Source organism: Vreelandella gomseomensis (genome assembly GCF_031451645.1).
In the GTDB taxonomy this organism is placed as follows: domain Bacteria; phylum Pseudomonadota; class Gammaproteobacteria; order Pseudomonadales; family Halomonadaceae; genus Vreelandella; species Vreelandella gomseomensis.
Map to the genome: position 1 here is coordinate 156635 of NZ_JARWAI010000004.1, position 20716 is coordinate 177350.

Here is a 20716-nt window from a genome sequence, read left to right on the forward strand (position 1 = left end):
CATGGCACTACTGGAAGTGACAAATCTGGACGTGCGCTTCGGCCTGCGCCAGGGCGAAGTGCGCGCACTGCGCGACGTGAACTTTACTCTTGAACGTGGCGAGCGCTTAGGCATTGTCGGCGAATCTGGCGCCGGTAAATCCGTGGCCGCGTTTTCACTGCTCAACCTGATTGCCAAGCCTGGCTTTATTGCCGGGGGCAGCATCAACTTCGAGGGCAAGACGCTCAACACCATGTCCGAGCGTGGCCTGCGCAAGGTACGTGGCAACCGCATCTCGATGATTTTCCAGGACCCGATGATGACGCTGAACCCGGTGCTCTCCATCGGTGAACAGATGGTCGAGTGCCTGAAGGCTCACCGGCGTATTTCCGGCAAGGAGGCGCGCGCGATTTGTCTGGATAAACTGCGCCAGGTACAGATCCCATCGCCGGAAACCCGCCTGGATCAGTACCCCCACGAGCTTTCCGGCGGCATGCGCCAGCGGGTGATCATCGCCATCGCGCTACTGCTGGACCCGGATATCATCATCGCCGACGAGCCGACCACCGCGCTGGACGTGACCATTCAGGCCGAAATCATGGCGTTGCTTCTGGAGCTCTGCGAGCAGCACAACGTCGGCTTGATTCTGATCACCCACGACCTGGGTGTGGTCAGCCAGGTGACTCAACGCATGCTGGTCATGTACGCCGGCCGTGTGATCGAACAAGGGCCCACGCGGGAGATCATCAACGACCCGCAACACCCCTACACCCAAGGGCTGATCAACGCCCTGCCGCAGATGGCCACCCCCGGCGAAAAGCTCAATCAAATCCGCGGCAGCATGCCATCGCTTTCAAACCTGCCCAGCGGGTGCGCGTTTCACCCGCGCTGTAACTTTATCAATCGCGCAGACGGAAAGCCCCGCCCCGCCTGCACCGAGCAGGTTCCAGGCTTTGTCGAGTCCGGCAACACCCGCGTGGCCTGTCACATGGTCGCTGAAATGCTCGAAGACCGCCGCGTGAAGGAGGAAACCTCATGAGTTCGCCCGCCGAGGCCATCGCGGCCAGCCATGACGACCATAAGCCCGGTCAGAACGAAAAAAGCGCCGACTCGCTGCTGCAGATTCGCGGCTTGAAAAAGCGCTTTTCGTTGTCGGGCGATTTTCTTGAACAGCTTCGCTTCAAGGGTGGCAAGCTGGTTCGCCACCAGGAATACGTGCACGCCATCAACGGCGTGGATCTCGATATCAAGCGCGGCGAAGCACTCTGCGTAGTGGGCGAGTCCGGCTGCGGCAAGTCCACCGTCGCGCGCATGGTGATGGGGTTGATCACCCCTTCCGAGGGTGAAGTTCGCTACGCAGGCGAGCGCATTGACAACCTGAGCTCGCGGCAGCTGCTGCCCTACCGCAAGCGCATGCAGATGATCTTCCAGAATCCCTATGCATCGCTCAACCCGCGCATGACCATCCAGCAAACGCTGGAGGAGCCGCTGCGTCTTCACCACCCCGACTGGGACCGTGAAAAAATTGAACAGAAGGTTGAAGACGTCATGCGGTCGGTGGGCATTGACCCGGACTGGGGCAAGCGCTTCGGCCACGAATTTTCCGGCGGCCAGCGTCAGCGTATTGCCATTGCCCGCGCCCTGGCCGTTGACCCCGAGTTTATCGTCGCCGATGAGCCCATTTCCGCGCTGGACGTCTCCATTCAGGCGCAGGTACTCAACCTGCTGATGGAAGCCCAGCAAGAGCGCAACCTGACCTATCTGTTCATCACCCACGACCTGGCAGTCGTCGAGCATTTCGGGACCCGCGTTGCCGTCATGTACCTGGGCACGGTATGCGAAATTGCTACCACCTCGACATTATTCGCCAAGCCACGCCATCCTTATACTCAGGCGTTGCTGTCGGCGATTCCACGCCTTGAAGACGACCGCCCCCAGCACATCCGGCTCTCCGGCGAAGTACCTACACCGGTGAATCTGCCCAGCGGCTGTGTGTTTCATGGCCGTTGCCCCCATGCCAATGCGCGCTGCAAACAGGAAATTCCTATCCTGCAGACACAGGATGACGGCACGCGTGTTGCATGCCACGCTGTTGAAGAAGGCCGCCTATGAGGCGGTCGTCGGACCTTAGATGGCGCTATGCACGGAGAGGTAAGGCATGGAAATTCGCTGGCTAGAAGACTTTATCGCCCTGGCCAGAACGCGACACTTCTCCCGCGCTGCCGATGAACAGAACGTCACCCAACCTACTTTTTCCCGGCGTATCAAGCTGCTGGAAGAGGAAATGGGCGTGACGCTGATCAACCGGCAAACACTGCCGCTTTCCTTGACCCCGGCGGGAGACGAGTTCTTGCTGCTGTGCGAGCAGGTAACTGACCGCGTTCGCCTGACGCGAGACCGCGTTCGGGAAATCAGCGCGGGGCAGAAACGACGCATCATGGTGGCCGCCCCACAGAGCCTGTTGGGGCAATTTCTACCCGAGTGGCTGGCCACAACCGGCTGGCAGGAGCGTGTTCAACCCTATCTGCGCGCCACTGGCTGGGTGGCCAGCGACTATTTCCAGGCGCTCCAGCGCGGCGAATGCGACCTGGCGATTTGCTACTGGCCGATTGGGCGCTGCGACCTGGACATCGACACCAGTTCCTGCACCTACCGTGTGATCGGCCATGAACGCCTGATTCCGGTGACCGGTGTTGACGATCACTCGGCGCCAAGAGCGTTATTGCCAGGCAGCCGCCAGCAGCCACTTCCCTGGCTCGCCTATCCACAACGAGGCCTGCTGGGTTCAGCGGTGACCGCCCACCTGGCGCGATTACCCCAGAGCAGCTATTTAAACGCCCAGAGCGAAAACCTCTATGCGGCGGGTATCAAGGAACTGGTGCTGCTCGGCTACGGGATGAGCTGGCTACCCGAACGCAACGTGGCCACCGAGCTACGCCAGGGCAGCCTGGTGCGTGCGGGCGATAGCCGTTGGGACGTGCCCATGGAACTGCGCCTGTATCGCCATCAAGGCCAACACCACGCGGAACTGGATAGCTTCTGGAACGAACTTACACCGGCTCGTACTTACTAGGAATCCTGCATGTCAACGCAACTCCATCAGCTGCAGCAAGAGCACCTGTCACGCTTGCAACGCGACTATGCGGCCTTGCTCGAAGAACACAGGCTCGATTGCCTGGCGATCTACAGCGGCCACGCCAACGCCTTCTTTGGCGACGACCAGACGCCGGCTTTTCAGACCTACGGCCACTTCATGCACTGGGTGCCGCTGGCCGACGTACAGCATAGCTGGCTGGTCATTCGCCCCCATCAGCGGCCCCAGCTTTACCTTTATGCGCCGACCGACTTTTGGCACCTGCCCACCCAGCTACCGGAAGAGCCATGGGTATCCGAGTTTGATATTCACCTCTGCAGCGACAAGCGTCAGCCAGCGCTGGAAGGCCACGCCGCCATAATCGGCGATACCACACAGTTGCCCGACGCCCACCAGCATGCCCAGCGCAACCCGGACGCGCTAGTGCACGGTCTCGACGAGCTGCGCATCACCAAATCCGCCTACGAGATCGCCTGTCTGCGCGAAGCCAACCGGCTTGCCATGGCCGGCCACGAAGCCGCCCAGGCGGCGTTCCTTGGCGCCTCGGGCGAGCTGGATATCCAGCTCGCCTACCTGGCCGGCAGCCGTCAGCGCGAATCCGCCGTGCCCTACCAGAACATTATCGGCCTGAACGACCACGCGGGCGTGCTTCACTATCAACACTACGACCTGAGCCCACCCAAGCAGCGCCACAGCCTGCTGGTGGATGCGGGGCGACGCTTTCGCGGCTACTGCGCGGACATTACCCGCACCCATGCCGGACCGGATGCCCCCGCGTTTTTCGCTGAATTGGTTCACGCCCTGCACGGGCTGAAGGATGGACTGGTCAGCGGCGTTGCGACAGGCGCTGACTTCGTCGACCTGCACGAGCAGATGCACCGTCAGCTGGGCGACATTCTCGTCACCCACGACCTGTTTCGGGGCAGCAGTGACCAGGCGGTGGCCGAGGGCGTCACCCGCGCCTTCTGCCCCCATGGCCTTGGCCACTCGCTGGGTCTACAGGTGCACGATGTCGCCGGGCTACACCAGCCGGACGGCTCCCCGGCCCCGCCACCCAGCGCGCATCCAGCATTGCGCCTTACCCGCACGCTCGAACGCGACATGGTCGTGACCATCGAACCCGGTCTGTATTTTATACCCATGCTGCTGACCCCGCTGCGCCAGCAGGGACTACCCATCAACTGGACGCTGGTCGATCACTGCCTGCCCTGCGGCGGCATTCGGATCGAGGACAATATCGTGGTGACCGACCAGCGGCCCACCAACCTGACCCGCTGATGGGTGAATGCCTACGAAATCGCCCAGCGAAAGCTGGGCGTTGGCAGGTACGAACAGCGTTTCCAAACGTCGGGTAAAATTTTTTTATAAAAACAAGGACGAAATATGGCGTTTCCGCTAAACGACAGGCATAAAAAAAGTCCCCCGAAGGGGACCCAGGTGGAGCACGCCAGCTCACTCGGTGTATCGCTGAAAGTCAGCAGCGATGTAGGTGAAGAAGGAAGAGAAGCAAACTGCCTGAGCTGTTGTTTCTCTATTCAGTCACCCTTTGCCGTATGTGTTGCGATCTGCGTGCCACCTTTTTAAAAAACCAAATAAAACAGTGATTTAATATAATATTGCTTGATTCTCATTACTCTCGCTCGCACTGCAGCAAATAAACTGCACCACCATTGCGCAATTTTTAGCCTTCGTGCATCACAAAGCATCATGCGAGTTTGTGAGCGCTTGGCAATCCCCAAAGTGGCTAAGGTGTCACGATGTTTTTTACCTGGGCTTTATCGCTTAGCAGCGTCTCAAAGCTCTCCTCCACGATATCCGCCAGTGGAATACGCTGAGTGACCATATCCTCGGCGCGGAAGTAGCCCCGCTGCATCAATGCCATTACCGCGGGGTAAACATGGCGATAGGCAATAATGCCCTTCATGGTGCGCTCTTTGATGACCAGATCATTAGGCTGAAAGCTGGCCTCTCCTTCCCAGATACTCACCACTACCACTTCACCCCCTTCGTGGGTGCTGTGCAGCGCCTGATTCAGCACGGTAGGAATGCCGGTCACTTCAAACGCCACGTCCACCCCGTCACCGCTCAAGGCTTGTAATTTGGCGACGACATCCTCTTGCTGCGGATCAACCACAGTGGCACCTAGCGCTTCAGCTTTGGCCTTGCGAGACGGCGCCACTTCCACTGCATAAATCTGCGCGGCCCCTGCGGCCTTAAGCGCCTCGATGGTCATCAAGCCAATCGGCCCAGCACCAAACACGGCCGCACTATCCCCCGCTTTCAGGCAGCTTTGACGCACCGCATGCAGCGCGACCGCCGCAGGCTCGACCAGTGCACCCTGCTCGAAGCTGAGATCATCCGGTAGTTTGTGCACCATATGCTCACCCATCACGGTAAACTCGGAAAAGCCACCGCCACCGCCGGATAGACCATGAAAACCGAGCAAGGGCGTCAGGTTATAGCGCTCCATCTGGTAAGCGCCATCCTTGTTGGGCGAGAGAATCGGCTCAATGGCCACGCGGTCGCCTACCTTCACCCGCGTGACTTTCTCGCCGACCTCTACCACTTCCCCAGCGAACTCATGGCCCATAATGATCGGCGCCTGCTCGCCACTGATCGGGTGCGGCTTACCTACCGGAATAAAAATGGGCCCGGCGGCATACTCGTGCAGATCACTGCCGCAAATACCACAGGCAGCCACTTTCACCTTCACTTCATGGGGGTCGCTGATAGTGGGAACCGGCACTTGCTCAACGCGTAAATCTTTTGCTGCATACCATACCGCTGCCTGCATGCTTGACTGACTCATGGGTTACCCTTCCTGTTTTAAGACGTATGGTGAACCGGCTGCAGACCGTAGACAGGCGTTTCCAGCCCCTCCATTCGTGCCTTTAACTGCAGCGCCAAATAGTGTGAGTAGTGCCGCGACTGGTGCAGATTGCCACCATGGAACCACAGTGCCTCCTGCTGGGTGGGTTTCCACATGTTGCGCAGCTCACCCTCCCAGGGGCCGGGGTCTTTGGTGGTGTCGGAGCCCAAGCCCCAGCACTTGCCGACTTTATCCGCCACCTCCTGGGAGATAAGTCTGGCTGCCCAGCCGTTCATGGAGCCATAGCCGGTGGCATAAACGATCAAATCTGCCGCTAGCTCACTGCCATCGGTAAGCGTGATGGAGTGCGGGTTGATGCGCTCTATCCCTACGCCGCTGCGCAGCTTGATATCGCCGTTGGCCACCAGATCACAGGCGCCCACATCGATGTAGTAACCCGAGCCCCGGCGCAGGTACTTCAAGAACAGACCCGAGTCGTCGTCACCAAAATCGAGCATAAAGCCCGCATCTTCTAGCTTCTGATAAAACTCGGCGTCGCGCTGTTTGATCGCCTCAAACGCCGGGCGCTGAAAGTCCGGCAGCACCTTGTAGGGAATCGAAGCAAAAATCAGATCAGCCTTGTCATGGGTCAAGCCACTGGCCACCGCCTCCTCGGAGTAGAGCGGCCCCAACACCTCTTCCATCAACGAATCCGACTTAACGACGTGGGTGGATGAGCGTTGCAGCATGGTGACATCGGCGTCGTGCTCCCAAAGTGCCGCGGCAATATCGTGGGCGGAGTTATTCGAGCCTACAATCACGCACTTCTTGCCCGCGTAAGCATCCGGCCCTGGGTGCTGACTGGAGTGCTGCTGCTCGCCTTCAAAGCTTTCTGCACCGGTAAATGTCGGCACATTGGGCATCCCCGACATCCCGGTGGCCATGACGAGCTGCTTGGGTCGCAAAGTGATCGCTTCGCCGTTGCGCTTCACGTTCACCACCCACTCGCCTGCGGTTTCGTCGAAGTGTGCATTCTGACACTCAGTGGAACTCCAATAATTGAGCTCCATCACCTTTGTGTACATCTCCAGCCAATCGCCCACCTTGTCTTTGGGGGCAAACACCGGCCAGTTTTCAGGGAAAGGAATATAGGGAAGGTGGTCGTACCAGACGGGATCATGCAGGCAGAGCGACTTATAACGATTTCGCCAGGAGTCCCCGGCACGTTCGTTGCGCTCGATAATAATGGTCGGCACGCCCATCTGCTTTAGCCGCGCGCCTAGACCAATACCGCCCTGGCCGCCTCCAATAATCACGCAGTAAGGCTGCTGTGTGTAACCAAGTTCCGCTTCTTCGCGCTGTCGTGCTTCCAGCCAGGTTTCACGCTGCTTATTGGCGCCGTGCTCAGCGCCTTTGGGGCGGTTGTGATTACGGGGTTCAGGGAAGTCGTGCAGGGACTGCATCGTGGTGAGCAATGTCCAGCACTTCCCCTCTTTCAGCCGCAGGTAGCCTTTGCCGCTGGCGACCGCAGTCTCAAAGGTGAACCACGCCTCAACGATATCGCCATTTTGGGTTGCTTCGCCTTCGAGTTGCCAGTTGGCCGGGCGCGTATTATCCAACGTAGCGTTCAGCATGGCCTGAATCTCGTCTTTACCTTCACAGGTTTTTAAATTCCAGGTAAAGGTAAGGAAATCGCGCCAATAGCACTCATCACCAAACAGCGAGATGACTTGTTGAATATTCTTGGCTTGCAGGGCGGTGTCAAAGTTAGTCAGCCATGCTTGAACAATGGCCGTGGCGGTTGGCTGTGTCATATCGGTACTCCAGATCAGGTTTGTTATTGTTGAATCAGCCATGATTCAACAATTCCTAAGCACCCGCCGTGCCAAGTCACTTAAAGACCATCTAAGATACTGATAAATAGACATATAATAGGCCGTCATAAAACACCACAACGGTGTACACCTGTCACACCCTTTACACCCGGACGTTACAGGTGTAACCCGCGACTAACGGGGTAATTCAGGCGCGTTGACACCTTACCCAAAGCGCATAGTCTGGAAGGACAACAACAAAGCGCGACGTGAGGAATACCATGCCGACCGACTCGCCCCTGCCTGCGCAGCTACGATCCGTTCAGCGCCAGCATATTGAGCATGTGTTTCAGCTCGGCGAAGGCCTGGATTCGCCTTATACACCCGCCCAGGAAATGATTCGCCATTCTTGGCTGCGCTGCTTGAACGAATACCAGTTGGACCCGACCCAACCACGGCCCGCGCGCGTCGTGCCACAACAGACATTGCTGGAACACCGTGAATCGGTGGATGAATTGCTGCACGTAGCCCGGGCGGGGGTAGAGCAGCTTTATGGACAAATTTCCCAGCTTGGCTATGTCCTGCTGCTAACCGACCAACGCGGTATCACGGTCGAGTTTCGCGGCGATCCACGCCAGGATCAGCAATTGCGCAAGGCCGGGCTCTACTTGGGCGCTGACTGGGACGAGCGCTTTGCAGGCACCTGCGCCGTAGGCACCTGCCTGCACGACCGCCAGGCCATCATCTGTCACCGCCAGGAACACTTCGACGCCTCGCATATTTCGCTCACCTGCACCGCCGCACCCATCGCCGACCCCCAGGGCAATGTAATGGCCGTGCTGGATATATCCGCACTGCAATCGCCTACTCAGCGTGAAAGCCAGAATTTCAGTCTCTCGCTGGTGACGCTCTACGCACGCATGATTGAAGACGCTTACTTTTTACAGCGCTATCGAGACTGTCTGATGGTGCGTCTGGATACCTCGCGGGAGTTTGTACACGTTAACGGACGCGGGCTCATCGCCATTGAAGAGAACGGGCAAGTGATTGCCGCCAATGCGATAGGCCGTGAGTTGATCGCCGAACACCAGCGTCGCTGGCCACCCTGGTCGGCGGATCCTACGCCCATGCTAGGCGAATTATTCGAGTGCGAAATTACCGATGTCTTGAGCATCAACAGCGCCACCGACGACCAGATTCGCGCCTTCCGGGCCCGCGCCAGCAACACCATATATTTTATCAGCCTGTTGGAACCCAAGCGCCCCCGCTCGAGCCAGCCGGCCAAACCGGCCAGTGCCTCACTGCCAGAATCGCTGGCACGCTTAGGCGCGGATGACCCTGCCATGCGCAAGGTACAGAAACTCGCTGAACGGCTGCGTAATGAAACCAGCGTCAATGTACTGATTAGCGGAGAAACCGGCACCGGCAAAGAGGTCATTGCCCGCGCCCTCCACGAAAGCGGTAACCGTGCAAACTATCCGTTTATTGCGGTGAACTGTGCCGCTATCCCCGAAGCGCTGATTGAAAGCGAGCTGTTTGGTTACGAACCCGGCGCCTTTACCGGCGGGCGCGCCAAAGGCATGCGCGGGCTAATTCCCCAGGCCCACGGCGGCACGCTGTTTCTGGATGAAATCGGCGATATGCCGCTGGCCCTACAAACCCGGCTGCTGCGCGTACTGGCAGAACGGGAGGTCATGCCGCTGGGTGCCAATACGCCCGTGAAGGTCGATATTCGGGTCATTACCGCCACCCACCGCAATATCGATGCGATGATTCAGCAGGGCGAGTTCCGCGAAGACCTCTACTACCGCCTAAACGGGGCTCAACTGCGCCTGCCCGCGCTGCGTGAACGTGCCGATAAGCTCTACGTGATTCGCCAGGTGTTTAACGACGTGGTCAGGGAACGCGGTAGCCCCTCACCCAGGCTAAGGGCCGATGCCATCAGCGCCCTGCTCGCCTACGCCTGGCCGGGCAATATCCGCCAGCTAAAAAATGCGCTGGCGTTTGCCCTGGCCACCTCGGAAAGCGACGAAATCACCGTTCACGATCTGCCCGAGCAATGCCTTAGCCAACGCATTACCCAGCAAAGCTCTCACAAGCCTGCAGACGCTCATGGCGACACCGATCACACATTGCTGGAAATGCTTAAGGCACAGCACTGGAATATAAGCGCCGTGGCTCGCGCGCTAGGGGTTTCACGGCCCACGATCTACCGGCAAATGCAGCGCCAAGGCATCGTGCCGCCGAATTGGCAGGGGTGACCGATAGAGTCGGATGAGAGTTAACCCATTTAAGCTGGACGAAAGATGTCTAACGCCAAACCATCGATATGGCGGTAATGACGATCATTAGCGGTTAGTAAGGGCACGCCCAGCTCCATAGCCGTCGCGGCGATGAGCGCATCCGCCATTTGCATGTTATGTCTAAGCGCATAACTTTCGACCAGGAAGGTGGCACGCGACGAGGTGCCTTCGTCCAAATGGACTATTTTTGCCTGCCAATAATGCAGCGCTTGACGCAGTTGATTGAGTTCCTGCTTGTTGCGCATGCCCTGCACTAACTCCATATAACTCACTGCGGACAGCGAGAAGCCCGGTAAATCATCCAGGCATTCCGCCGCCGCCGTATTACCGCGCAGATTCCAGATCAGTACGTCGGTGTCGACCAGCATCACTCACCCACCTCGAACGTACGCGGCGCACGTAGACGCCGAACCTGTGACTCAACATCGTTGCCGTTCGAGGAGTCCTGATCCGCCCATAACCCGAAGGCAGGGTTACGGGCTGGACGCTTTTCCTGACCGCTCTCATCGAGACCCACCAGTCGAGCACAAGGCTTGCCGCGATAAGTGATGTCGACGGTTTCTCCACGCTGTGTCGCCGCTAAGAGCGCCTTGGTTTGTAAACGCAGTTGCTTTACGTTGGCATGCATGGCGTAACCTCTCGTTAGACGCTGTCATTGTCCCTATTATGGCAACTATGACAGTTGCCGACTCACTAAGTTACTCAAGCAAGTGTAACTTTACCAATTACGCTAAACCAGCCATTGGCCTTGGGGTGCCCCTCACGTACACTTGTTTGAATCCGTTTACCCTTTTATAACCCTGCTTTCGACAAGCCGAGGCTCTCCCATGGCGTTTGACTCCACCTCTTCCTACATCGCAACCGATGCGCTCAAGCAAGCGGTGAACGCCGCCGTGATGCTAGAGCGTCCACTGTTGATCAAGGGCGAACCGGGCACCGGCAAAACCCTGCTGGCCGAAGAACTCGCCGAATCGCTCGGTACCCAGTTGATCACCTGGCATATCAAATCCAGCACCAAGGCGGCCCAGGGGCTTTATGAGTACGATGCCGTGAGCCGCCTGCGTGACTCGCAGTTGGGTGTTGAAGGCGTAGAGAATGTCGCCAACTACATCAAGCCCGGCAAGCTTTGGGAAGCGTTCAGTACCGGCGAGCGGGTGGTGTTGCTGATCGACGAGATCGACAAGGCCGATATCGAATTCCCCAACGACCTGCTCCAGGAGCTGGATCGGATGGAGTTTCACGTTTACGAGACCGGCGAAACCATCCGCGCCGAGTATCGCCCGATCATCGTCATCACCTCCAACAACGAAAAGGAGCTGCCGGATGCGTTCCTGCGCCGCTGCTTTTTTCACTACATCGAATTCCCCGACCGCGAGACCATGCAGGCCATTGTCGATGTGCACTTTCCGGACATCGCTCCCCGGCTGGTCAGCGAAGCCCTGGAAGTCTTTTTCGACCTGCGTGACGCCCCGGGACTCAAGAAAAAGCCTTCAACCTCGGAACTGGTGGACTGGCTGAAACTGTTGATGGCGGATGAACTGGCTCAGGAAGCGCTGTATGACCGCGACCCGTCAAAAGCACTGCCGCCCATGGCCGGTGCCCTGGTCAAAAACGAGCAGGATACCCAACTGCTGGAGCGCCTGGCGTTCATGATGCGCCGCCAGAAAGGCAGAGGCCGCTAAGCCATGTTCATCGGCTTGTTTGAAACATTAAAACGCTCAGGCGTGCCGGTCTCGCTGCGCGAGCTGCTGGACCTTCACGCCGTGGTCGAGCGCGGCGTGGTATTTGCCGATATGGAAGCGTTTTATCAGGTGGCCCGAACGGTGATGGTCAAGGACGAGCGCCATTTAGACCGCTTTGACCGGGCCTTCGCTGCCTGGTTTAAAGGCCTCGAGGACATGGACGCCGCCATTGAAGCGCTGATCCCCGACGACTGGCTGCGCCGTGAGTTCGAGAAGCAGCTGACGGAGGAAGAAAAAGCCAAGATCGAATCCCTGGGCGGCCTGGAAGAGCTCATTGAGACGTTCAAGAAACGCCTGGAAGAGCAGAAAGAGCGCCACGCAGGCGGTAATAAATGGATTGGCACCGGCGGCACCAGCCCCTTTGGCGCCTACGGCTACAACCCGGAAGGCATTCGCATCGGTCAGGACGGTTCACGCCACCGGCGCGCCACCAAGGTATGGGACGAGCGGCGCTTTCGCGACTACGACGACTCGCTGGAGCTGGGCACGCGTAATATCAAAATGGCGCTGCGCCGCCTGCGCAAGTTTGCCCGCCAGGGCGCGCTCGAAGAATTCGACGTGGATAGCACCATTCGCGAAACCGCCAAGGACGCCGGGCTGCTCAACGTGCAGATGCGCCCTGAACGCCACAACGCGGTGAAGGTGCTGCTGTTTTTGGATGTGGGCGGCTCGATGGACGACCATATTCGCGTCTGTGAAGAGCTGTTTTCGGCGGCCCGCTCCGAGTTCAAGCACCTTGAGCACTACTACTTTCACAACTGCCTTTACGAAGGGGTTTGGCGGAACAATATGCGCCGCAGCAGCGAACGAATCCCCACCATGGACGTCCTGCATACCTACGGCGGGGATTACCAGGTCGTGATTGTCGGTGACGCGGCCATGTCGCCCTATGAGGTCACCCACCCCGGCGGTAGCGTAGAGCACTTTAACGACGAAGCGGGCGGCGTGTGGCTGAAGCGTTTATGCGAAACGTTTCCCCGCCTGGCATGGCTTAACCCCATGCCCCCAAGGGCCTGGGAGTATACCTACTCGACGCAGCTTATCCGCGAGATCATCGACGACCGCATGTACCCCATGACCATGGAAGGCCTGGAAACCGCCATGCGCGAGCTGGCCAAGAAATAGCCCCTGGGGCGGTTACAGCGTCTCGGGAAACTGCGCCAGGCCATCGACAAAGCGTTGCTTGGCGTCTTCAAACGCCGCCGGGTCGTGCTTGAAACGGCGCAGGATCAGCGCTTCGTCCATGGCAAGCGTCGCTGCCAGCTCATCAGCCGTCTGCGCCGGATGCCGCGCACTCAGGCCAATGCGTTTGCCATTGCCATCATCGAACCAGCGCTTGATGGCACAGCGCTGGTAAAAAGCTTCCTGCTCGGCGTCATCCACCTCGACTCTCAGCGGTGCCTTGAGGGTCAGCTCGCTCACCAGCCAGGCCTTGGCCTCGGAGGCATTCAGATCGCATGCGTGGGTCAACGTCATGCCTTCCCCCTGCTCATCGAGCACCAGTAGCGCCAACGCCTGGGGAACGCCATCGCCATCCACAGCGGCGAGCAGCCGTGCGGCTTCTTGGGGCAACAGCACATTGCGGGTACCGGTGAACACGACGAGCGGCGTCAGGCCGGCCGCTTGACCATAAACTTCTGCGCACAGTTTCGCCAGGCAGGCATCGCGCTGTGCCGGCTCATTAATCTGCATTACCTTCATGGAGTCCCCCGCTCGCCAAAAGCGGCAAGCCTAGTGTAAACGGCGTCATTTTAACAGCGCCAATCGCCGTGAACCTACTCCGGGCAGACGAGTCGTAAAGAGTACAGAAGTGCAATAAAAGGATGAATATGACGACGTATACCAACGACCCCACACTCCCTACCCCGAGTTTTCCCGGCAGCCATATGGTGATTGATGATCGCTACGTGTTCATTTCAGGACTGACCGTTTCTGACCTGTCAAACGGCGAGGCCGCCCGGGGAGACGTCAAGGAAGAAACCCATCTGGTCATGCGCGCTATTGCCCGCATGCTGGAAATGGAAAACGGCAGCGTCGCGGATATACTGCGCGTCGATATTCACCTGACGAACCTGAAGACGATTCACGATCTCGACAGCGTCTACGCCGAGTTCTTCGAGCCGGGCCGCTACCCAGCCAGAACCTGTACCGAATCGCCCAATATCTGTGGTGGCTGCCACGTCGAGATTACCGTGATGGCGACGCGCCAGCTCCCAAAAGAGCAATAAGCGCCTCGATATCCAGGTGCGCTTCTAACGTATCGGCCAGACGGCTCAGCTCTCGCTCGCGATGGGCGCGATAATCCAGGCGCTGTGCTGCTGACAATCCCAGGCGCGCTAACAGCGCCTGGCAAGCCTCTGAATGATCAAACAGGCCGTGCAGATAAGTGCCCATTACCTGCCCATCGTCGCTGACGGCGCCATCACGGTGGGTGCCTAGATCAAACAACGGCTGGGCCAGCGCAGTGCCTTCGCTTACGCCATTGTGAATTTCGTAGCCCGTGACGCTCGCCCCTTCGGCCACCGTCACGCCACTCACATTGCGTAGCTGTTTGCCCGCCACCATACGCGTGGTGAGCGATAGCAGCCCCAATCCCATGACACGCTCGGCCTTGCCCTCCAGGCCGTCAGGATCCTCCACCCACTCCCCGAGCATTTGAAAACCACCGCAAATACCCAGCACCTTGCCGCCGTAGCGCAGGTGGCGCTGAATTGCCCTATCCCAACCCTGGTGCTTTAACCATGCCAGATCACTCGCCGTACTTTTACTGCCCGGCAGGATAATCACATCGGCCGCAGGAATCGGCTCGTCTGCGCCGACAAAGGTGAGGTTTACCTGAGGATGCAAACGCAATGGATCAAAATCGGTGTGATTACTGATGCGGGGCAACGCGGGCACCACCACGTTGAGCGACTCCCCCTGGGTAGGTGCGTGGGTCAGGCCAATGCTGTCTTCGGCATCCAGCAGCAACCCTTGAAGGTAGGGCAAGGTGCCCAATACAGGCTTTCCAGTGTGTGCCGTCAGCCACTCAATGCCTGGGGTTAACAAACTCATGTCGCCACGGAAGCGGTTGATCACAAACCCTTTCATACGCGCCTGCTCGCTTTCGCTCAGCAGCGCAAGCGTCCCCACCAACTGGGCAAACACCCCGCCTCGCTCAATATCGCCCACCAGTATCACCGGGCAGTCAGCCGCTTCGGCAAAGCCCATATTGGCGATGTCACCCTGGCGCAGGTTGATCTCAGCGGGGCTGCCCGCGCCTTCGGCGATAATCACATCGAAGCGGGTTTCCAACGCCTGCCACGCGGCCATCACGCTCTCTTTGGCGGTGCGCTTGAAGGCGTGATAATCCATGGCGTCCATATGGCCGTAGACCTTGCCGCGTAAAATGACCTGCGAACCGCGATCGCTTTCCGGCTTGAGCAAGACCGGGTTCATATCGCTATGCGGCGTCACCCCCGCGGCCTGGGCCTGCAACGCCGTGGAACGGCCAATTTCGCCACCATCTTCCGTAACGGCGCTATTGAGCGCCATGTTTTGAGGCTTGAATGGCGCCACCGATATGTCACGCCTGGCCAACGCACGGCAGAGCGCAGCCACCACGGTGCTTTTGCCCGCATCCGAGGTGGTGCCCTGAATCATCAGTGTGGCCATAGCATACTTCTCGCCCAGTTGGATAAGAGCGAAACTGTAGCGGGAGGGGTTAGCTAGCGCAACGGGGCCAAGCAACGAAGGGGATGGTTAACTCACTTCAAACGCATGCGCCGCCGTGTTCAACTGCGCCAACTCCCAGGCCTGCACCATCTGCTTTTTCGCCACGCCCCAGCGGTAGCCGCCTAGCGCGCCGCTTTGTTGGATTACCCGGTGGCAGGGAATCCATATCGCGATGGGATTGGCCCCTACGGCATTGCCCACCGCGCGCGAGGACTTGGGCGTGCCCAGTGCCTGAGCAATGTGCGAATAGCTGGCCAGTTGGCCCTCGGGAATGGTCAGCAGCGCCCGCCATACGGCGATTTGAAAGTTGGTACCGGTCACATGCAGCGGCAACGTGGCATAGGCATCGCCTGACCTGTTGAAAAGCGCTTCCACCGCAAAGCCCGTGGCGTCAGGATCGTGATGAAGCGTGGAAAGTGACCACTCTTTGCCAAGCCGGGTCAATAACTCGTCGGCACTGGTGGCATCCACAAACCCCATGCGGCAGATACCCCGAGGCGTGACCGCCACGAACAGGCTGCCCAGCGGCGTGGCATGAACGCCATAAACAATCTCGACGCCCTGCCCCTGGCGCTTGTGCTCCCCCGGAGTGACCGCGTCCAGTTGGACAAAGTGATCATAAAGCCGCGAGCCACCGCTAAGCCCCAACGTATGAGCGATATCCAGCAGCGAGGTAGAAGACTGCATCAGTTGCTTGCCGCGCTCCAGGGTCAGCGCCTGTAAAAAACGCTTGGGGCTGATCCCGACATAACGGCAGAACAAACGCTGAAAGTGAAAGGCACTCAAATGAACATGAGCAGCCACCGCTTCCAGCTTGGGCTGCGCGGCCGCATGGGCCACCATGTAATCCATGGCTTTCTCGATACGCTCATAGTCGTTCATTGTCGTCTCTCACATCGTCGTATTAACCGTTACCTTCACAGCCTATGCGCTCACAGGCGAGTTGCCGACCCGAATCTTGCTGACTGCAACAGCAGACAGCGCCCGCATTTTTCGCTAGGGTTACTGCCCGCCTCAACTGACGGTCACGATACGCCCATGCAAGCCTTGATCGACGACATTGCCGCCACCATGGCGAGCGCAGAGGAACGCGGCAAAGTAGCGGACTATATCCCCGAGCTCGGCCACGTTGACCCAAAACAGTTTGCCATTTCCCTGGCCACCGTGGATGGCAAGGTGTACTCGGCAGGCTGTGCCACTACGCCCTTCTCCATCCAGAGCATCTCCAAGGTATTCACGCTGACCATAGCGCTGGGGCAAGTGGGTGATTCGCTGTGGTCGAAAGTCGGCCGCGAGCCATCGGGCGATCCGTTCAACTCCATCGTTCAGCTAGAGCATGAAAGCGGCAAGCCGCGTAACCCGTTCATCAATGCCGGGGCCATTGCGGTGGTCGATGCGATCATGATGGGCCACGAACCCAAAGAGACACTGGGCGAGATTCTCAGCTTTGTACGCTATATCGCCGATGACGACAGCATCTACTTCGACCACGCGGTAGCTGCCTCAGAGATGGCCCACCGTGACCGCAACGCCTCACTGGCGCATTTCATGAAAGCCTTTGGGCACCTACGCCATGATGTCGATAAAGTGCTGGGCACCTACTTTCACCAGTGCGCCATTGCCATGAGCTGTGAGCAGCTCGCTCATGCCGGGCTATTTCTGGCGTCCGATGGTATCAACAAGCCCAGCGATATTCGGGTGGTGGCTTCCCAGCGGGCCCGACGAATCAACTCGTTGATGATGATGTGCGGCCACTACGACGCCTCCGGCGAATTTGCCTTTCGTGTCGGCTTACCGGCTAAAAGCGGCGTGGGCGGCGGCATACTGGCGATCGCGCCGGGCCACGGGGCGATCGCCGTCTGGTCACCGGGGCTCGATGCCTACGGCAATAGCCTGCTAGGCACCCAGGCGCTCGAAATGTTTGTCCAGAAAACCGGCTGGTCGGTGTTTGGCCATTAACGGCAAGCGTTCAGAAGGCCACCCCATCACCCAGTGCCCAGGCCACCGCACGCTGGGCGTGAATCTCGGTGGTGTCAAAAAGCGCAACCGGGGTATCGCTCTGGTTAATCAGTAAACCAATCTCAGTGCAGCCTAGAATCACGCCTTGCGCGCCCCGCGCTGAAAGCGTCGCCACCACGTCCAGATAAGCCTCTTTCGAGGCGGGGTTGATCGTCCCCCGGCAGAGCTCCTGATAGATCACGCGATGAATGACCTCACGCTGTTCGGGCTCAGGCACGATAACTTCGATCCCCCGCGCCTCCAGTCGCTGCCGGTAGAAGGGCTGCTCCATGGTGAACTGGGTACCTAGCAGGCCAACGCGGTCTATCCCCTGCTGGGCCAGAATATCGGCGGTTGCCTCGGCAATATGCAAAAGCGGTAGGCCTGATGCTGCCTCCACCTCGGCAGCTACTTTATGCATGGTATTCGTGCCGATCACCAGAAAATCCGCCCCCGCTGCCGCCAGCGAGCAGGCCGCATTCGCCAGGATGTCCGCCATCGCCTCCCAGTCGCCCTGGCGTTGAAGCGTTTCGATCTCGGCAAAATCCACGCTATAGAGCACTATTTTCGCCGAATGAAAGCCCCCCAGTTGCTCCGCAACACCTTGATTGAGCATACGGTAATAGGTCTGCGTGGACTCCCAGCTCATTCCCCCCAGCAAGCCGGTGGTTTTCATAACCCTTTGCCTCCTTTCGATAAATTCAAAGCGCCCTTGCCAGCTTTAAAGATACTTAACATTAGCTAAAAAGCTATTTGCAGATCAATTTTGTGCAATCTACTCGCCACACACCACTGCACACTCCTTGTACTACCAAGGAGGATGACAATGAACGCTTCACTACTGCCCTTGCTTCTACCCATGTCCGCATTTGCCCTTGCTGCATCCATTTCGCCAGGGCCGGTCAATATCGTTTGCTTGAGTAGCGGCACGAATCACCCCATTAGCCAGGGCCTTGTCTTTGTAACGGGCGCCACACTAGGTTTCATCGCCCTGTTTTTAGGGATTGGTGCAGGGCTTTACTCGCTGCTGCAAGTGGTGCCGCTACTGGAAGATACTTTACGCTGGGCGGGTATCCTGTTTTTGCTTTATCTCAGCTATCAACTTTTCCAGCACGATGGACGCCTGCACGAGCAAGGCGCCGAGAAAGCGCCAGGGTTTATGTCGGGCGCGATGATGCAGTGGCTTAATCCCAAGGCATGGCTGGCGTCTGCCGCTGGTATTGGTGCCTACACCAGCGGTGACGCCCCCTACCAGCTTTGGCTGTTCGCGGGGCTCTACCTGCCTATTTGCTGGCTATCGCTTGCCAGTTGGGTATACGCGGGCGCTTTTCTCAAACGCTATGTTCACCGCCCCACCATCCTGCTAACGGTTAACCGTTTGTTGGCGGCATGTTTGGCCGCCAGTGCTATTTACTTATTGATTGAGTAGCGGGTAGCGGTACTGGTTGGGTGTTGCTGCCACCAGCCGCTTAAAGGTTCGCTGAAAGTGGGGTTGGTCATTAAAGCCAGCGCTCAACGCCGCCTCAACAATAGGTTGCCCTTGCTTTAGTGCCTGTTGCCCCATCTGGATGCGTTGATTAATCAAGTAGGCATGGGGCGTTAGCCCGTAATGCTGTTTGAACGCGCGGATTAAATGCCCCGCACTGTAGCCGGACTGCTGGCATAAGCTTTCAAGCGAAATGTCTGCGGTGCAATTATTACGTAAATAGACGGCAACCTGCTCTAGCGTGCTGGACGCTTCCGGCAATGCCGCAGGAGGCGCTTGGGCAAGCGCCTGCATAAGGCTAGACAGGTAGTCAGTTAGTACTGCTTGCTTATCGTCAATCGCTAGACGCTCATCCAGCAGGCAGGACGCCATATCGCAATACGCTGCAAAAAGCGCAGGCTGGGTAAGCACAGCGGTGGCAATATCTTGCCAGTCAGGCGCATCCAGCAGCCCCAACTGATAGCGCAAGTTACTCAGCCAGGCGGTATCGACGTAGAGCATCAGGTACGCCCAGGGCTGATTCTCGATGGGGTTACAGGCATGCACCCAATGCGGGTTCATCATCACCAGGTCACCCGCGCTAATCTGATACGTCGTATCCCGGTAACGAAAGGTACTTCTGCCTGCGGTAACAGCACCCAGCGACCAGTGCACGTGACTGTGAGGCGCATAGCAAACTTGCCGCGCATCGCTGATCTTACGCAACTCTACATGGGGCATGCGCTGATCGCGCCAGAAAAGCGGAGAAGACGATGGACTCATGCGCTACTCAAACAATTCAAATAATGGAAAAAGGAAAAGACGGCCCCGCCCCGCTCAACTCGTCAGCAGGGCTTGCTTCGCCTAAGCTGGACAATAGCACGGCGCAGACACAGTATAGTCCCCGCTCATTCAAGTTGCTTATGGATAATTGGCAAAAGCCTTATTGGTCAGGAGGACACCATGGCAAGCTCTACGCCCGCACCCGACCACCGCGATGCCATCAGCGCATTCGCCCGTTTGGGCTATGCATCCCGCGGCGTGGTTTACGTTTTGGTGGGGGGATTGGCGGCGCTCACCGCCATAGATCAGGGCGGCCAGGCGGAAGGCAGCCGTGGCGCGCTGGAAGCCGTGCTGGGGGCGCCGTTCGGTAAGGTGATGCTGGGTATTATCGCCGTGGGGCTGATTGGGTACGCCATGTGGCGCTGCATCCAAGCCTTCAAGGACCCCGACCATCACGGTACCAGCGCCAAAGGGCTGGTGATTCGCGCAGGCTTATTTGTCAGTGCGGTTACCCACACCTTGCTGGCATTTTTTGCCGCCAGCCTTGTCTTCCGCTTTCTTTCGTCCGGTTCTTCGGGTGGCTCAAGCGGGGGCTCGGAAGGTATGGCCAGTTGGCTGATGCAGCAACCCTTTGGCCGCTGGTTGGTGGCTGCCGTCGGCATCGCCATCATCGGTGCGGGTATCGCCCATGCCGTCAAAGGCTGCAAGGCCAAGTTTGACAAGCACTTCACCATGCCCTCGCGCACCCAAGCCTGGGCCTACCCGATATGCCGTTTCGGCCTGGTGGTTCGCGGGCTCGTCTTTGTGATCGTGGGTAGCTTGTTCATGATCGCCGCTTACCAGTTCGACCCCAACGAAGCTGGCGGCACGGCGGAAGCGTTTAACACCTTGCGGCGCCAGGCCTTCGGGCAATGGCTGTTTGGGTTTGTCGCCATTGGCCTGCTGGCGTTTGGGTGCTATAGCGTGCTTACCGCTATTTACCGCCACGTTGACCCTTCGTTATAGCCCTATCAGC

General features: G+C 58.4%; 20 protein-coding genes. 11 read left to right on the plus strand and 9 right to left on the minus strand.

The genetic code is table 11. From position 1 onward, the window contains the following. Position 1: 1 nt before the first annotated feature. The 4 genes from QC815_RS06570 to pepQ are packed head-to-tail and all read left to right on the plus strand — an operon-like array spanning position 2 to position 4351. Positions 2-1018, plus strand: coding sequence for an ABC transporter ATP-binding protein (locus QC815_RS06570; protein ID WP_309767599.1), 1017 nt, complete (start codon positions 2-4; stop codon positions 1016-1018). Then, complete coding sequence (locus QC815_RS06575) at positions 1015-2091, plus strand: ABC transporter ATP-binding protein (protein ID WP_309767602.1); 1077 nt, start codon at positions 1015-1017, stop codon at positions 2089-2091. Before QC815_RS06570 ends, QC815_RS06575 begins: the two co-directional genes overlap by 4 nt. 46 nt (positions 2092-2137) lie before the next feature. Further along, positions 2138-3052, plus strand: coding sequence for a LysR family transcriptional regulator (locus QC815_RS06580; protein ID WP_230447975.1), 915 nt, complete (start codon positions 2138-2140; stop codon positions 3050-3052). A gap of 9 nt (positions 3053-3061) precedes the next feature. Then, entirely contained in the window at positions 3062-4351 is a 1290-nt protein-coding gene (gene pepQ, locus QC815_RS06585; protein WP_309767605.1) for a Xaa-Pro dipeptidase, read from the plus strand. A 466-nt stretch (positions 4352-4817) separates the two neighbouring features. Here the strand turns inward: pepQ and QC815_RS06590 are convergent, their stop codons facing one another. Further along, positions 4818-5882: a 2,3-butanediol dehydrogenase gene (locus QC815_RS06590; protein WP_309767607.1), complete on the minus strand. Its 1065-nt coding sequence runs from the start codon at positions 5880-5882 to the stop codon at positions 4818-4820. Positions 5883-5899: 17 nt separating this feature from the next. Further along, on the minus strand, positions 5900-7696 hold the full coding sequence (locus tag QC815_RS06595; RefSeq protein ID WP_309767611.1) for an NAD(P)-binding domain-containing protein: 1797 nt from the start codon (positions 7694-7696) through the stop codon (positions 5900-5902). Between the two features lie 281 nt (positions 7697-7977). Here QC815_RS06595 and QC815_RS06600 point away from each other — a divergent pair, with 281 nt between their 5' ends. After that, positions 7978-9957: a sigma-54-dependent Fis family transcriptional regulator gene (locus tag QC815_RS06600; protein ID WP_309767613.1), complete on the plus strand. Its 1980-nt coding sequence runs from the start codon at positions 7978-7980 to the stop codon at positions 9955-9957. A gap of 29 nt (positions 9958-9986) precedes the next feature. Here the strand turns inward: QC815_RS06600 and QC815_RS06605 are convergent, their stop codons facing one another. Beyond that, on the minus strand, positions 9987-10367 hold the full coding sequence (locus QC815_RS06605) for a type II toxin-antitoxin system VapC family toxin (protein WP_309767615.1): 381 nt from the start codon (positions 10365-10367) through the stop codon (positions 9987-9989). Next, the gene (locus tag QC815_RS06610) at positions 10367-10627 is read right to left on the minus strand and encodes a type II toxin-antitoxin system Phd/YefM family antitoxin (protein ID WP_230447970.1); all 261 of its coding nucleotides are present in this window, start codon (positions 10625-10627) and stop codon (positions 10367-10369) included. Before QC815_RS06610 ends, QC815_RS06605 begins: the two co-directional genes overlap by 1 nt. Positions 10628-10826: 199 nt before the next feature. On the opposite strand from QC815_RS06610, the gene QC815_RS06615 reads away from it, so the two are divergent. Further along, positions 10827-11681 carry an AAA family ATPase gene (locus QC815_RS06615; RefSeq protein ID WP_230447969.1) on the plus strand — a complete coding sequence of 285 codons (855 nt, stop codon included), beginning with the start codon at positions 10827-10829 and terminating at the stop codon, positions 11679-11681. 3 nt (positions 11682-11684) lie between these two features. Then, positions 11685-12866 (plus strand): vWA domain-containing protein, encoded by a 1182-nt coding sequence (locus tag QC815_RS06620; RefSeq protein ID WP_309767618.1) that lies wholly within the window; start codon positions 11685-11687, stop codon positions 12864-12866. 12 nt (positions 12867-12878) lie between these two features. Here the strand turns inward: QC815_RS06620 and QC815_RS06625 are convergent, their stop codons facing one another. Continuing rightward, entirely contained in the window at positions 12879-13442 is a 564-nt protein-coding gene (locus tag QC815_RS06625; protein WP_230447967.1) for a hypothetical protein, read from the minus strand. A gap of 128 nt (positions 13443-13570) precedes the next feature. Here QC815_RS06625 and QC815_RS06630 point away from each other — a divergent pair, with 128 nt between their 5' ends. Beyond that, a complete protein-coding gene (locus tag QC815_RS06630) occupies positions 13571-13969 on the plus strand; it encodes a RidA family protein (protein WP_230447966.1) in 399 nt (132 codons plus the stop codon). On the opposite strand, the gene QC815_RS06635 is transcribed toward QC815_RS06630, so the two are convergent. Next, a complete protein-coding gene (locus tag QC815_RS06635) occupies positions 13929-15395 on the minus strand; it encodes a cobyric acid synthase (RefSeq protein ID WP_309767622.1) in 1467 nt (488 codons plus the stop codon). The two genes, QC815_RS06630 and QC815_RS06635, sit on opposite strands and share 41 nt — an antisense overlap. Before the next feature lie 87 nt (positions 15396-15482). Continuing rightward, positions 15483-16337, minus strand: coding sequence for a bifunctional transcriptional activator/DNA repair enzyme AdaA (locus tag QC815_RS06640; RefSeq protein ID WP_309767624.1), 855 nt, complete (start codon positions 16335-16337; stop codon positions 15483-15485). A gap of 156 nt (positions 16338-16493) precedes the next feature. Here QC815_RS06640 and QC815_RS06645 point away from each other — a divergent pair, with 156 nt between their 5' ends. Next, a complete protein-coding gene (locus tag QC815_RS06645) occupies positions 16494-17414 on the plus strand; it encodes a glutaminase (RefSeq protein WP_230447963.1) in 921 nt (306 codons plus the stop codon). A 10-nt stretch (positions 17415-17424) separates the two neighbouring features. Here the strand turns inward: QC815_RS06645 and QC815_RS06650 are convergent, their stop codons facing one another. Then, a complete protein-coding gene (locus tag QC815_RS06650; RefSeq protein ID WP_230447962.1) occupies positions 17425-18129 on the minus strand; it encodes an aspartate/glutamate racemase family protein in 705 nt (234 codons plus the stop codon). Positions 18130-18273: 144 nt separating this feature from the next. Here QC815_RS06650 and QC815_RS06655 point away from each other — a divergent pair, with 144 nt between their 5' ends. Then, positions 18274-18882 carry a LysE family translocator gene (locus QC815_RS06655; RefSeq protein WP_422828542.1) on the plus strand — a complete coding sequence of 203 codons (609 nt, stop codon included), beginning with the start codon at positions 18274-18276 and terminating at the stop codon, positions 18880-18882. Here the strand turns inward: QC815_RS06655 and QC815_RS06660 are convergent. Next, on the minus strand, positions 18868-19701 hold the full coding sequence (locus tag QC815_RS06660; protein ID WP_309767627.1) for a helix-turn-helix domain-containing protein: 834 nt from the start codon (positions 19699-19701) through the stop codon (positions 18868-18870). The two genes, QC815_RS06655 and QC815_RS06660, sit on opposite strands and share 15 nt — an antisense overlap. A 180-nt stretch (positions 19702-19881) precedes the next feature. Between QC815_RS06660 and QC815_RS06665 the strand changes: the two genes are divergently transcribed. Continuing rightward, positions 19882-20706 carry a DUF1206 domain-containing protein gene (locus QC815_RS06665; RefSeq protein WP_230447959.1) on the plus strand — a complete coding sequence of 275 codons (825 nt, stop codon included), beginning with the start codon at positions 19882-19884 and terminating at the stop codon, positions 20704-20706. Positions 20707-20716 lie beyond the last annotated feature (10 nt).